The following is a 13,859-nucleotide window of genomic DNA, read 5'->3' as shown; positions in this document are numbered from 1 at the left end:
CACCCCAATAGAGTGTCTACCCGCTCAGGAATTCCCGCCACATGCCAGATGAATCGATCAGGTGCGTGGCAGGGTCACGCCGCGCTGGCCCTGGTACTTGCCGCCACGGTCCTTGTAGGACACTTCGCACTCTTCGTCGGATTCAAGGAAAAGCATCTGCGCCACGCCTTCGTTGGCGTAGATTTTCGCCGGCAAGTTGGTGGTGTTCGAGAATTCCAGGGTCACGTGACCCTCCCACTCAGGCTCAAGCGGGGTGACGTTGACGATGATGCCGCAGCGGGCGTAGGTGCTTTTGCCCAGGCAGATGGTCAATACGTTGCGCGGAATACGGAAGTACTCGACGGTACTGGCCAGGGCGAAAGAGTTCGGCGGGATGATGCAGACGTCGCTATGGATGTCGACGAAGCTGCCGGCATCGAAATTTTTCGGATCGACGATTGCCGAGTTGATGTTGGTGAACACTTTGAAATGATTAGTGCAACGAACGTCATAGCCGTAGCTCGACACGCCGTAGGAGATCACACGGCTATCGTCGCTGCCGCGCACCTGGCGCTCGACGAACGGTTCGATCATGCCGTGCTCTTGCGCCATGCGGCGAATCCACTTGTCCGATTTGATGCTCATGGCGTGTGTCCTGAATAGCGAGGTGGAAAAAATCTGTCCGGCATCTTACCGGGCGCGCGCTTAGGGTTCAAAGACCGTGGCGCAATTCGCGCCGATCCCCCATAAATTCCGGCGTTTCACCGCAATACCATGCACCGTCAGTCACGAAAACAGAGAAACCTTCGCAGGAAGCATTGGCACGTCCCGGAAAAAGGGTTAAGGTGGCGCCACTGTGCTGCTTGTGTCACTGAGAATCTCTACACGATATGTTGAATTTCGATCCAACCATCTACAAGAATTTTTCCTGCTCTTTGCACTCAGTCTCGGCCAGGGTTCTTCCTGCGTCGCAGTTATCTTTGTTCAAGGAGTTACACCATGTCTAATCGCCAAACTGGTACCGTTAAGTGGTTCAACGATGAAAAAGGCTTCGGCTTCATCACTCCACAATCCGGTGACGACCTGTTCGTTCACTTCAAAGCTATCCAATCCGACGGCTTCAAAAGCCTGAAAGAAGGCCAACAGGTTTCTTTCATCGCTACCCGCGGTCAGAAAGGCATGCAAGCTGAAGAAGTTCAAGTTATCTAACTTGTACTTGCTTTAGTAAAAGGCCCCGCCCTCAAAAGCGGGGCTTTTTTGTGTCTGTGTGTTTTGCAGGCAAAAAAAATCGCAGCCCACGGGCTGCGATTTTTTGCGTCTTACCAGGCCACACCGAATCCTGCGGTGTAGCGGGTCTTGTCCAGATCGGCATCGTCAGTACCGCTGATGATGTCTCGCTCAGCCTTCAGGTTTAGCGACGCCCACTCAGTCACTTTGTAGCGCAAGCCCATTTCCGCATCGAGCGCATAATCCGCCACGCCCGACAACGGCTTACCCACTTCGCCATTGGTGAAGAACTCCACCTTCTTGCCGATCAAGTAGCGGTTGTAATCCCACTTCATCGCCAGGGAATAGAAGTTTTCCTTGCTGCCATCGTCGAATTGGTAATCCGTTCGGTTGACCAGCGAGCCCAGCGAGAATGCGCCTAGCTCGTCATCCCAGAACTGGTAACCCGGACCGGTACCGACGGTGCGCTGACGAGAGAGTTCTTCAACCTTGTCACGCTTATAGACAGCGCGGCCCTGCCAGAACCATTTCTCGGTCAGGAAGCGGTCGAGGGAGTACTCGCCCCGCCAGTTGTCGCTGGTGACCACGTCATCCTGGAATTCACGGTTGTATTCGCCTTCCGCGATGTGCCGCCATCTGCCATGGCGTGCAGTGGTCTTGAAGTCGACGTCGTAGTCATCGGTGTCCTTTTCCGCGCGCTGGTAATCCAGCGCCGCATCGATATTCCCTTTCCAGACCAGATCTTCGACGACCGGCTTGGGTTTGAGAATCTGCTGGATACTCGCCAGTTCGACCGTCTTCGGCGCCTCGCCGTTTTCCAGCGTCACCTTGCCGTCATCCGCCGCGTGCAACGACTTGGCTTTCTCGCCTCTGTAGGCTTCCTGTTTGACCAGCAACTCCTGATCGCTCTCCAGGGTTTTGACCTGTTTCCAGTCGATCGGAACCGCACCGGCGTATTCGGTCTGGATCAACAGTTTGCCGCCGTCGAACAGCGTGATCTTGCCGCTCAGCTTGTCACCGTTCTTTAACCAGACGGTGTCGGCGAGCAAGGGCGTGGATGCACTCAGGACAGCGAGGCACAGCAGGGTTCTGGACACCATAAGCAAATACAGGCTCAAGTTTGCGAAAAAAGTCGGCATTATCGGTAGGAATAAGGCCCTGACAAGGACTGACCCGACTATTTCTATTGAGTTCATTTCTCAGTTACTGATCGAGGATTTACCCTACAGACGGTAACCCACTGCAGGAGCGAGCCTGCTCGCGATAAACTCGAAACAGACGCGTTACTCCAGACAGTTCGCGTCATCGTTGACGCTCATCGCGAGCAAGCTCGCTCCTACAGGACCCCGGCCGTGACCGACCCAACCATCGAAACAGAAAGCGCCGCGCAAATCCGACGCACGGCGCTCTACCTGACCCTGGCGCAGGTGCCCGAGGGCAAAGTGGTGAGTTATGGTCAGCTTGCCGAGCTGGCAGGACTCGGCCGCGCGGCACGCTGGGTCGGTCGTACCCTGAGCCAGTTGCCCGGTGACACCAAACTGCCTTGGCACCGCGTACTCGGTGCCGGTGGTCGGATCAGCCTGCCGGCAGGCAGCCCTTCGGGGGATGAGCAGCGTGCGCGATTACGCTGCGAAGGCATCAGTGTCCTGAACAATCGTGTTGATATTCAGCGCCATGGCTGGCGCCCGGTAGAGCACAGCGGTTAGAGTGCGCGCTTTGTTTCCGTAATCTTGAGGCAGACTTCAGCCCATGCCCCGTAAAACCTGGCGCGCCGCGCTCGCCGCCTATGCCAGCCCATCGACACTTGTGCTGTTGTTGCTTGGTTTCGCCGCCGGCCTGCCCTACATGCTGGTGTTTTCGACACTTTCGGTCTGGCTGCGTGAAGCCGGTGTGGCTCGCGAAACCATTGGCTATGCAAGCTTGATCGGTCTGGCCTACGCCTTTAAATGGGTCTGGTCACCGTTGCTGGACCAATGGCGCCTGCCATTGCTCGGCAAGCTCGGTCGCCGTCGCTCGTGGCTGGTGCTTTCCCAGGCACTGGTGATCCTCGGCCTGATCGGGATGGGTTTCTGCGACCCGCAAAAACACCTGTCCTGGCTGATTGCCATCGCCGTCGTCGTTGCCTTCGCCTCGGCGACGCAAGACATCGCGGTCGACGCCTATCGCCTGGAAATCGCCGACGACAGCCGCCAGGCTGCCCTGGCCGCCAGCTACATGTCCGGCTATCGGATCGCGGCGCTGCTGGCCACCGCCGGCGCCCTGTTCTTCGCCGAAGGTTTTGGCTCCACCGGCTTCAACTATAAGCATTCGGCATGGGCCGGCACTTACCTGCTGTTCGGCGCCCTGATGGTTCCGGCGCTGCTCACCTCTTTCTTCATGCGCGAACCACCGGTGCCGTTGCGCACGCAACTGCAGGCCGGGCGCTACAGTTTTGCGCATCAGCTGGCCTCGGTGTTCGTGCTGATCGTGCTGCTGGTTTCCGTGCCGGCCATGTTCACCCAGCTCTACAACACCGACTTCGCCAGCGTGTTGTTTGACGGCGTGAGCCTGCTCGATCTGCTGCTGGAAGACCGCGCATTCCTGCGGGCGATCCTCTACACCTCGCTCACCGCGCTGTGCCTGTCGGCCATGGGCCGTCGTGGCCTGGCGCCGGTGCTGACCCCGATCAACGACTTCATATTGCGTTACCGCTGGCAAGCGCTGCTGCTGCTCGGGCTGATCGCCACGTACCGGATGTCGGATACGGTGATGGGCGTGATGGCCAACGTGTTCTATATCGACCAAGGCTTCACCAAGGATCAGATTGCCAGCGTCAGCAAGATCTTCGGCCTGATCATGACGCTGGTCGGCGCCGGCATGGGCGGCCTGCTGATCGTGCGTTTCGGCATCCTGCCGATCCTGTTCATCGGCGGTATTATGTCGGCCGGCACTAACTTGCTGTTCCTGATGCTCGCCGACATGGGCGCCAACCTGAACATGCTGATAGGCACCATCTCCCTGGATAACTTCAGCTCAGGCCTGGCGACGTCGGCCTTCGTCGCCTATTTGTCGAGCCTGACCAACCTCAAGTTCTCCGCAACCCAGTACGCGCTGCTCAGCTCGATCATGCTCCTGCTCCCGCGCCTTATTGGTGGGTATTCAGGGGTCATGGTGGAAAAATTCGGTTATCACAACTTCTTCCTGATCACCGCGTTGCTGGGCGTTCCGACGCTGCTGTTGATCGCCCTGCACTGGTTCCAGGAGAACCGTCGCGAAGGTCCGAAACCGACGCCGGAACCGACCCCGACTCCGACCCAGGTCGCGGAAGAATCGTAGGAAGTTTCGCAGAGGGCGCGGCGAATCCCGCCCTCCTGCCACACCACCGACCGCGCGCCTGTACGCCAGCAGATCTCGCCCGTACAATGCTCCGTCATTTCTCGTCATCAGCAACCGACAACGGCCAACCATGCGCACCAGTCAATTTTTGCTCGCCACACAGAAAGAAACGCCTTCCGACGCGGTCGTCATCAGCCATCAGCTGATGCTGCGCGCCGGCATGATCCGCAAACTCGCCTCAGGCCTGTACACCTGGCTGCCGATGGGCTTGCGAGTAATGCGCAAGGTCGAAGCCGTCGTTCGTGAAGAAATGAACGCCGCGGGCTCTCTCGAAGTGTTGATGCCGAGTACTCAACCGGCTGAGCTGTGGCAGGAATCCGGTCGCTGGGAAGAATACGGCCCTGAATTGCTGCGCTTCAAGGATCGCCACGGTCGCGACTTCTGCGCCGGCCCGACCCACGAAGAAGTGATCACCGACCTGATGCGTAACGAGTTGAGCAGCTATAAGCAGCTGCCGATCAACCTGTATCAGATCCAGACCAAATTCCGTGACGAAATCCGCCCACGCTTCGGTTTGATGCGCGGCCGCGAATTCATCATGAAGGACGCCTACTCGTTCCACGCTGACCAGCCTTCGCTGCAGGTCACCTATGACCGCATGCACCAGGCGTACTGCAACGTGTTCACCCGCCTGGGCCTGAAATTCCGCCCTGTTGAAGCCGACAACGGTTCCATCGGCGGCGCCGGCTCCCACGAGTTCCACGTTCTGGCCGAATCCGGCGAAGACGACATCGTCTTCAGCAACGGTTCCGACTACGCCGCGAACATCGAGAAGGCCGAAGCCGTGCCGCGCGAAACTTCCCGCCCTGCACCGACTGAAGAGCTGCGCCTGGTCGACACACCGAACGCCAAGACCATCGCGCAACTGGTCGAAGGCTTCAACCTGCCGATCGAGAAGACCATCAAGACCCTGGTGGTTCACGCTGAAGAGCAGGGCAAACTGATTGCCCTGATCATCCGTGGCGACCACGAGCTGAACGAAATCAAGGCCGCCAACCAGCCAGGCGTTGCCAGTCCACTGGTCATGGCATCCGAAAGCGAGTTGCGCGACGCCATTGGCGCCGGTGCCGGTTCCCTCGGCCCGCTGAACCTGCCACTGCCGATCATCATCGACCGTTCCGTCGAGCTGATGAGCGACTTCGGTATCGGTGCCAACATCGACGACAAACACTACTTCGGCGTGAACTGGGAGCGTGACCTGCCGGTTCCGACCGTTGCCGACCTGCGCAACGTCGTGGCTGGCGACCCTAGCCCGGACGGCAAAGGCACCCTGGAAATCAAGCGCGGCATCGAAGTCGGGCACATCTTCCAGCTAGGCAACAAGTACAGCAAAGCGATGAAGTGCGAAGTGCTGGGCGAGAACGGCAAGCCGGTGACCCTGGAAATGGGCTGCTACGGCATCGGCGTTTCCCGCGTGGTTGCAGCCGCCATCGAGCAGAACAGCGACGAGAAAGGGATCATCTGGAGTGACACCCTGGCACCGTTCCAGATCGCCCTGGTGCCACTGCGCTACGAAACCGATCTGGTTCGCGAAGCCACTGACAAGCTGTACGCAGAACTGACTGCGGCCGGCTTCGAAGTGCTGCTGGACGATCGCGACAAGAAAACCAGCCCGGGCATCAAGTTCGCGGACATGGAGCTGATCGGCATTCCTCACCGGATCGTGGTCAGTGACCGCGGCCTCGCCGAAGGCAATCTGGAATACAAGAGCCGCACCGAGTCCGAGGCGCAAGCGCTGCCGGTCGCTGACGTGCTGTCCTTCCTCCAGGCCCGTATCCGCCGCTGACACCAGATAGAGAAGTCATGTTCAAGCGAAACACCTTAGGCCTCGGTGGTGCCGCCCTGTGCGGCACCCTGCTGGTCAGCGGCTGCGCCAATCACATGTCGCAACGCAGCGAGCACGAGGAGCGCGTCGAGCGCAAATTGCTCGATCACAGCCTGCAGATCGATGTCGGTGAGCCCAAGGTGCTTGAGCTGCCGCAACGTCGTGTGAAGATCCACGAGCAGAAGACCTTCGAGGTCACTGAGTTCGAAGTCACGCGGCATTACGATCGTTACACGCCTTACCAACCCTGGCGGGAGGTCTACGAGATCCCGCTGGGCGCGGTGGCCGTGGTGGCGGGTGTCGGCGCGAACGTGGTCAACGTGTTCGCCCTCGGCAACCTGCCGGATAGCGTGACCAAGGACTGGTTCAGCTACGGTTTCGCCGGGCTCAACCCGTTCATGAACGCGCCCTCTCACGGTCGTGCGCAACAGAACCTCGCCGGCATCGACGAAGTCCAGCTCGACAAGCGCACGGAATACTCGAGCCTGCCCTGGAGCGAGCGTCCGGTGGAGGTCAAGGCTGGCAAGGAAACGTTCGAGCTGAGCACCGACAAAAACGGTGTCTTGCGCCTGAATCTGCTCGACAGCCCGTTCGCCGAACATGACATCAATCACCTGAGTCGGCTGCTGATCAAGGTCGAAGATGCTCAGGACGATGTGCACACCGACTCGACCCTGGCCGTCAGCAGCTCGTTGCGCGGCAAACTGCTTGAAGCCCACGGGCTGATTTACGACGACCTCGAAGACGACGAAGTGAGCCAGTGGGTACACCGGGTCAAGCGTCTGTCGGAGCTGGGTCTGGAAGAAGAAGCCAGTGAGTTGGAACAAAGCCTGATCGAGCTGACTCGCAACGATCCTGAGCTGCAGACCGAATTCCTCAAGTCGTTGACCAAGGACGCCGGGCGATTGGTGGCGGATCCGGGACCGAATTAAAGCCTGAAAAGCATCGCGGGCAAGCCCGCTCCCACAGGTATCTGCTGTGAACACATTATTTGTGATCCCTTCAAATCCCTGTGGGAGCGGGCTTGCCCGCGATGGCGGCCTGACAGTCACAACGGCATCAAAACTCTGCCCCTACCGCTCAAACAACTCCATCTGCTCAAACCCGCCCCGCAAATCCTCCAACCGCACCCCAATCCCCAACAACCGCACCGGCTTCCCGCCGCGATTGAACGCCTGGGTCAGTAACAGCTGATAACTCCCCAGATCCCGCCCTGCCCCGGCCTGTTCCAGCGTGGTCTGGGTGAAGTCATGGAATTTCACTTTGACGAACGGCTTGCCTGGCCGATAACTGTCGTCGATCCGCGCCATGCGGCCCGCCAGGGTTTCCAGCAACTCCGGCAATTTATCCAGGCAGCTCACCAGATCCGGCAGGTCCACGTCATACGTGTTTTCGACACTGATCGATTGCCGCCGACTGTCGTTGTGTACCAACCGGTCATCAATCCCACGGGCCAGGCTCCAAAGTCGCTCGCCAAAACTGCCGAATTCACGCACGAGCGCCAACTTGTCCCATTCTCGCAAATGCGAGCAATCGACAATGCCGAGCCTGCCCAGTTTGTCGGCGGTCACTTTGCCCACGCCGTGCAGCTTGCTCACGGGCAAACCGCTGACGAAATCCTCGACCTGATCCGGGGTAATGACGAACAAACCATTGGGCTTTTTCCAGTCACTGGCAATCTTGGCCAGGAACTTGTTCGGCGCCACGCCGGCCGAGACCGTGATATGCAACTGATTGGACACCCGTCGGCGGATGTCCTGGGCAATTCGCGTGGCGCTGCCGCCGAAGTGTGCGCTGTCAGACACATCGAGGTAGGCCTCATCGAGGGAAAGCGGCTCGATCAGGTCGGTGTAATCGCGAAAGATCGTGTGAATTTCCTTCGAGGCTTCTCGATAGGCGTCCATGCGCGGCTTGACGATGGTCAGGTCGGGGCACAACTTCAAGGCATGTCCGGACGACATCGCAGAACGCACACCATACGCCCTCGCCTCATAGTTACAGGTGGCGATCACCCCGCGCCGATCCGCCGAACCGCCCACCGCCAGTGGTTTTCCGGCCAGGCGCGGGTCGTCACGCATCTCGATGGCGGCGTAGAAACAGTCACAATCGACGTGGATGATTTTTCGCTGGGTCATATGAAAGCGGTGTTCATGACAAAGAAAAGGAGACATGGCAGGCCGGATCGGCAGTATCTCACTGACACCTGTATATAGCACCAGTAGTCTGAATGTTCTTTCCCACCGGTAGGAAAAGTCGCGAAGGAATTTATTTTTTCAATCGACTGACCGCCCCCAATAGAGCTGCAAGCCTTGCCACGCCTGACTCACAGCCGATCACATCGCCCTCAATCAAAGCTAAGCGATTGAACCAGAACAGGTTTTATCCGGATTTAAGGTTGACAGCCCAGCGATCCTCTGTAGAATGCCGACACACAGACGCGGGATGGAGCAGTCTGGTAGCTCGTCGGGCTCATAACCCGAAGGTCGTCGGTTCAAATCCGGCTCCCGCAACCAAACATCAAAAAAGGCTACTCGAAAGAGTGGCCTTTTTTGTGCGTGCCGAAAACACCCACTGCAGGAGCGAGCTTGCTCGCGAAAACCTCAAGGCCACCACGGGGTATCTGGTTTTACGCGTTTTCGTTCACGACCACCGTCGGAACGCCGCCCGGAGCAAACTCGCTCAGGTATCTGTTTTTCCCCCAGGAATGAGAAACCGTTCTGATTCCAGAAGTTAGGTCTCCCCTGCGACCGTTCGCCGCTTATTTACGCTTATTTGACCCGGTTCCGGATTAACGGTTGACACACAGGCGTATCTCTATAGAATGCCGCCACACAGACGCGGGATGGAGCAGTCTGGTAGCTCGTCGGGCTCATAACCCGAAGGTCGTCGGTTCAAATCCGGCTCCCGCAACCAAACATCAAAAAAGGCTACTCGAAAGAGTGGCCTTTTTTGTATCTGTTGAAAAAGTCCTTTCGCAACAATGACCTGTCACTGTGTAGGGAAGCGTACGGGATCACCAGAGTTCTGAGTTCAGCCTATGCTGAATCGCAGACCGAACCCCCTACGACGGATGACATGCCATCGCCGACAACCGGTGAGAGGCGTTAATATTTGTGATTATTTTTTTCTACAGGGATTGGTAACTTGGCTGGATACCCCCATCCTGTCGCGCACAATCCAAGAGGTGATTGATGCGCGCCAACTCGTCTGATTCACAAGACACCGTCACAGCGACACAACCGATCAAGGCCGAGCGTTTGCGCTTGCTTGATCTGGTCAGCAAGTACCGTCAGCCCATTGGCCTGGCGGTCACCCTGCTGTTGTTCGCTATCGCGCTGATTGCCTGTCGCCACTTGTTGAGCGAACTCGATCTGTACGCTCTGCACGACTCCATTCTCGACGTACCGAAACCGGCATTGCTCGGCGCATTGGCCGCGACCGTGGTCGGCTTCATCATATTGCTCGGTTACGAATGGTCGGCCAGCCGCTACGCCGGCGTAACGCTGGCCCCGCGGATTCTAGCCCTGGGTGGGTTTACGGCATTCGCCATTGGGAATGCCATCGGTCTGTCGATGCTCTCGGGAGGCTCGGTTCGCTACCGTTTATATGCACGTCATGGTCTGGGGGCTTCGGAAGTCGCTCACATGACGCTGTTCGCCAGCCTCTCGCTCGGCTGCGCCCTGCCCCCGCTGGCCGCCCTCGCCACGCTGAGCAACCTGCCTGCCGCCTCCTCCGCCCTTGGACTCTCCGAGACGTTGCTGGCTGCGATTGCCGCTGCGGTGTTGCTGCTGTTTACCGTACTGGCCGTCGGCATCTATCGCCGGCGCCTGCCGGAGCAGCCCTATCCGGACAACCTGCTGGTCAAGGTCGGCCGTCGCACCTTGCGCCTTCCCGGGCGCCGCCTGACGTTTCTGCAACTGATCATTACCGCCCTCGACGTCGCCGCCGCCGCGACCGTGCTGTATCTGTTGCTACCGGAGGCCCCGCCCTTCGGTGCGTTCCTGCTGGTGTACCTGTTGGCCCTGGCCGCAGGCGTGCTCAGTCATGTTCCCGGCGGTGTCGGGGTGTTCGAGGCGATTCTGCTGGCCGCTTTCGCCGACAAACTTGGCGCCGCGCCATTGGCTGCTGCGCTGTTGCTCTATCGCCTGATCTACGTGGTGCTGCCGCTACTCGTCGCCTGTTTGCTCCTGCTGATCAACGAAGGCCAGCGCCTGTTTCAGACGCGTCAGTCCTTGCGCGCCGCTTCCGGTCTGGCCGCGCCGATTCTGGCGGTGCTGGTGTTCCTGTCCGGCGTGGTGTTGCTGTTTTCCGGCGTGACCCCGGAAATCGATACGCGCCTGGAACACATCGGCTTTCTGATTCCCCATCGACTGGTCGACGCTTCGCACTTCGGCGCCAGCCTGGTCGGCGTGCTCTGCCTGCTGCTGGCTCAAGGCCTGCGCCGACGCCTGTCGGCCGCGTGGATGCTGACCACTATTCTGTTGCTGGTCGGTGCGGTGCTCTCGTTGCTCAAAGGCTTCGACTGGGAAGAAGCCTGCCTGATGACCCTGACCGCGAGCCTGCTGGGGGTCTTCCGGCGCTCGTTCTATCGCCCGAGCCGATTGACCGAATTGCCGTTTTCGCCGCTGTATCTGGTGTCGAGCCTGTGCGTGCTCGGTGCGTCGATCTGGCTGCTGCTGTTCGCTTATCAGGACGTTCCGTACAGTCATCAACTCTGGTGGCAGTTCACCCTCGACGCCGACGCCCCGCGTGGCTTGCGCTCGTTGCTCGGCGCCGCCGTGCTGCTGGTGGTGGTGTCGCTGACCTGGCTGTTGCGCACCGCGCGCCCGGTGATCCACCTGCCTACCCCGGACGAACTGGACCGTGCGGTAAAAATCCTGATGGCGTCGTCACAACCGGACGGTGGCCTCGCCCTGACCGGTGACAAGGCGCTGCTGTTCCACCCTAACGACGAGGCGTTCCTGATGTACGCCCGCCGTGGGCGCAGCCTCGTGGCCTTGTACGACCCGATCGGGCCGACCCAACAACGCGCCGAGATGATCTGGCAGTTCCGCGACCTCTGCGACATCCACCATGCCCGCCCCGTGTTCTATCAAGTCCGCGCGGAAAACCTGCCGTACTACATGGACATCGGCCTGACCGCGATCAAGCTCGGCGAAGAAGCCCGGGTCGATCTGCAGCGCTTTGATCTCGAAGCCAAAGGCAAAGAGATGAAAGACCTGCGCTACACCTGGAACCGTGGCACCCGCGACGGCCTGTCGCTGGAAATCCATGAGCCAGGACATGCGCCGATGGATGAGCTCAAGGTGATTTCCGATGCCTGGCTGACCGGTAAAAACGTGCGAGAGAAAGGCTTCTCCCTCGGCCGCTTCAATGATGACTACCTCAAGCATTTCCGCATCGCGGTGATTCGTTTCGAAGGGCGCCCTGTGGCGTTCGCCAATTTGCTCGAGACCTACGGCCATGACCTGGCCAGCCTCGACCTGATGCGCGCGCACCCGGACGCCCCCAAACTGACCATGGAGTTCATGATGGTCGGCCTGATTCAGCATTATAAAAATCATGGATACGCGCGTTTCAGCCTGGGCATGGTGCCGCTGTCGGGGTTGCAACCCCGTCGCGGCGCACCACTGACCCAGCGTCTGGGCTCGATGGTATTCCGCCGTGGTGAGCAGCTGTACAACTTCCAAGGTTTGCGCCGTTTTAAAGACAAGTTCCAGCCTGACTGGGAACCCCGTTATATGGCCGTGCCCGCCGGACTCGATCCGCTGGTGGCCCTGGCCGACACTGCTGCCCTGATTGCGGGCGGCTTGACTGGATTGGTGAAACGCTGATGATTCAACGCTCCCTGCGGTACGTACTGGCCACACTGGTAGTGCTGGCCCTGATTCTCGGTGGCGGTTACTGGTACCTCAAACGCCCGGCGCCGGAACCGACCCTCGAACGGCTGACACCCGCCGACGGCGCTGCGATGACCCGCGTCATCCCCGGCAATACGCCACGCGCCCAAGTGCTGGTGGCGGTCAATGAAGACCAGAAGCTCAGCGACAAACAATTGATGACCCTGAGCCGCACCGGCTCGGCGCAGATCGTTCAGGTGATCCTGCCCAAGGAATGCCTGCTGCAAAGCCGCGCCCTGCAAGCCGGCCTCAGAGAACTCAAAGGCCCGGCGACCCTGGTCAGCGGCATCGGCCCTGGCGCCGTGCTGGCCTGGCGCTGGTTGTCCGAGCAGAAGGACGACAAATCCCAGGCCGTTTCCGTAGACCTGGCCCTGGAAAAACCCGGCTGCACCCACCTGCTGCCAAAAAGCGCCGCTCACGGCCACTGGCTGGTGGCGTGGAACGACAACCCGGACGACACCAGCGCCGGCTTCGTGCGCGACCAACCCAACGCCGAAACCAGCATCAGCGACTACGACATCAACCTGCCGCAAGTGCTGAACAACGAACTGCGCAAGCTCCTCGTCGGTGGCGACAAAGCCGCTGGCGGCCTGCAAATTCCAGTGGTGGAAGTGCCGGCCGGTCAGGCCAAGGACACCGTCACCCTGTTTCTCTCCGGTGACGGCGGCTGGCGCGACCTCGATCGCGACGTAGCGGGCGAGATGGCCAAGATCGGCTACCCGGTGGTCGGCATCGACACCCTGCGCTACTACTGGCAGCACAAGAGCCCGGAGCAAAGCGCCCTGGACCTCGCCGAACTGATGCAGCACTACCGGCAGAAATGGGGCACCAAGCGCTTCATTCTGACCGGTTACTCGTTCGGTGCTGACGTATTGCCGGCGATCTACAACCGCCTCGAAGCCTCGGAACAGCAACGCGTCGACGCAATCATCCTGCTGGCCTTCGCCCGCACCGGCAGCTTCGAAATCGAAGTCGAAGGCTGGCTCGGCAACGCCGGCAAAGAAGCCGCCACCGGCCCGGAAATGGCCAAGCTGCCACCAGAGAAAGTGGTGTGCATCTTCGGCGAAGAAGAAATCGACGAAAGCGGCTGCACCGACAAGACCGCCGTGGGCGAAGCCATCAAACTGCCCGGCGGCCACCACTTCGACGAGAACTACCCGAAACTGGCCCAGCGGCTGGTGGATGTGATCGAGAAGCGTCAGGCGAAGGATGCGGCGGCTCAGGAGTGATCTGAACCTGCCCTCAAAAAAGCCCTCGTTACCTCACGGTAGCGGGGGCTTTTTCATTTGTATTCAACTCAACCACACCCCGCAGCCCCCTGTGGGAGCGGGCTTGCCCGAGATAGCGGTATGTCTGTCACATCAATTCGAAGCTGCCGCCGCCATCGCGGGCAAGCCCGCTCCCACATTGGATCTTTACCGCTTTCAAGTTAAGTGCTCGGCCATTACTCCGGCGATGTGTAACATCGCTCGCCGCGTTTAGTTTCGTTGACTTAAGGTATCGAAATATCAGATGACGCCCGCAGACCTTGTAGGCAAACTCCGAATCGTGTT

At 59.5% G+C, this 13,859-nt stretch carries 10 protein-coding genes and 2 tRNA genes; 9 read left to right on the top strand and 3 right to left on the bottom strand.

Translation table 11 applies throughout. From position 1 onward, the window contains the following. Nucleotides 1-57: 57 nt before the first annotated feature. Nucleotides 58-624: a dCTP deaminase gene (gene dcd / locus Q7W83_RS06200; protein ID WP_007904652.1), complete on the bottom strand. Its 567-nt coding sequence runs from the start codon at nucleotides 622-624 to the stop codon at nucleotides 58-60. 354 nt (nucleotides 625-978) lie between these two features. Between dcd and Q7W83_RS06195 the strand changes: the two genes are divergently transcribed. Further along, a complete protein-coding gene (locus Q7W83_RS06195; protein WP_002554837.1) occupies nucleotides 979-1,188 on the top strand; it encodes a cold-shock protein in 210 nt (69 codons plus the stop codon). Between the two features lie 110 nt (nucleotides 1,189-1,298). Here Q7W83_RS06195 and Q7W83_RS06190 read toward each other — a convergent pair whose 3' ends face one another. Then, nucleotides 1,299-2,306, bottom strand: coding sequence for a DUF481 domain-containing protein (locus Q7W83_RS06190; protein ID WP_150653714.1), 1,008 nt, complete (start codon nucleotides 2,304-2,306; stop codon nucleotides 1,299-1,301). Between the two features lie 252 nt (nucleotides 2,307-2,558). Between Q7W83_RS06190 and Q7W83_RS06185 the strand changes: the two genes are divergently transcribed. The 4 genes from Q7W83_RS06185 to Q7W83_RS06170 all read left to right on the top strand — a co-directional run bounded on the left by Q7W83_RS06185 (nucleotide 2,559) and on the right by Q7W83_RS06170 (nucleotide 7,338). Further along, nucleotides 2,559-2,912: an MGMT family protein gene (locus Q7W83_RS06185; RefSeq protein ID WP_150630747.1), complete on the top strand. Its 354-nt coding sequence runs from the start codon at nucleotides 2,559-2,561 to the stop codon at nucleotides 2,910-2,912. A 43-nt stretch (nucleotides 2,913-2,955) separates the two neighbouring features. Then, nucleotides 2,956-4,521, top strand: a complete 1,566-nt coding sequence (locus Q7W83_RS06180; protein WP_150630748.1) for an AmpG family muropeptide MFS transporter — start codon at nucleotides 2,956-2,958, stop codon at nucleotides 4,519-4,521. 130 nt (nucleotides 4,522-4,651) lie between these two features. Then, nucleotides 4,652-6,367, top strand: coding sequence for a proline--tRNA ligase (locus tag Q7W83_RS06175; protein ID WP_473655798.1), 1,716 nt, complete (start codon nucleotides 4,652-4,654; stop codon nucleotides 6,365-6,367). A gap of 17 nt (nucleotides 6,368-6,384) precedes the next feature. Further along, nucleotides 6,385-7,338, top strand: a complete 954-nt coding sequence (locus tag Q7W83_RS06170) for a hypothetical protein (protein ID WP_150630750.1) — start codon at nucleotides 6,385-6,387, stop codon at nucleotides 7,336-7,338. Nucleotides 7,339-7,479: 141 nt separating this feature from the next. On the opposite strand, the gene dinB is transcribed toward Q7W83_RS06170, so the two are convergent. Next, nucleotides 7,480-8,541 carry a DNA polymerase IV gene (gene dinB / locus Q7W83_RS06165; RefSeq protein ID WP_150630751.1) on the bottom strand — a complete coding sequence of 354 codons (1,062 nt, stop codon included), beginning with the start codon at nucleotides 8,539-8,541 and terminating at the stop codon, nucleotides 7,480-7,482. A 301-nt stretch (nucleotides 8,542-8,842) separates the two neighbouring features. Between dinB and Q7W83_RS06160 the strand changes: the two genes are divergently transcribed. The 4 genes from Q7W83_RS06160 to Q7W83_RS06145 all read left to right on the top strand — a co-directional run bounded on the left by Q7W83_RS06160 (nucleotide 8,843) and on the right by Q7W83_RS06145 (nucleotide 13,535). Then, nucleotides 8,843-8,919: transfer RNA gene (locus Q7W83_RS06160), tRNA-Met, on the top strand. Nucleotides 8,920-9,242: 323 nt separating this feature from the next. Continuing rightward, a tRNA-Met gene (locus Q7W83_RS06155) sits at nucleotides 9,243-9,319 on the top strand. 278 nt (nucleotides 9,320-9,597) lie between these two features. After that, nucleotides 9,598-12,240, top strand: coding sequence for a bifunctional lysylphosphatidylglycerol flippase/synthetase MprF (gene mprF / locus Q7W83_RS06150; protein ID WP_473655797.1), 2,643 nt, complete (start codon nucleotides 9,598-9,600; stop codon nucleotides 12,238-12,240). After that, nucleotides 12,240-13,535, top strand: a complete 1,296-nt coding sequence (locus Q7W83_RS06145; protein WP_150630753.1) for a virulence factor family protein — start codon at nucleotides 12,240-12,242, stop codon at nucleotides 13,533-13,535. The genes mprF and Q7W83_RS06145 overlap by 1 nt, the downstream gene beginning before the upstream one ends. Nucleotides 13,536-13,859 lie beyond the last annotated feature (324 nt).

It is taken from the genome of Pseudomonas sp. 300 (assembly GCF_055803035.1).
This window is presented reverse-complemented; position numbering and strand designations above follow the sequence as displayed.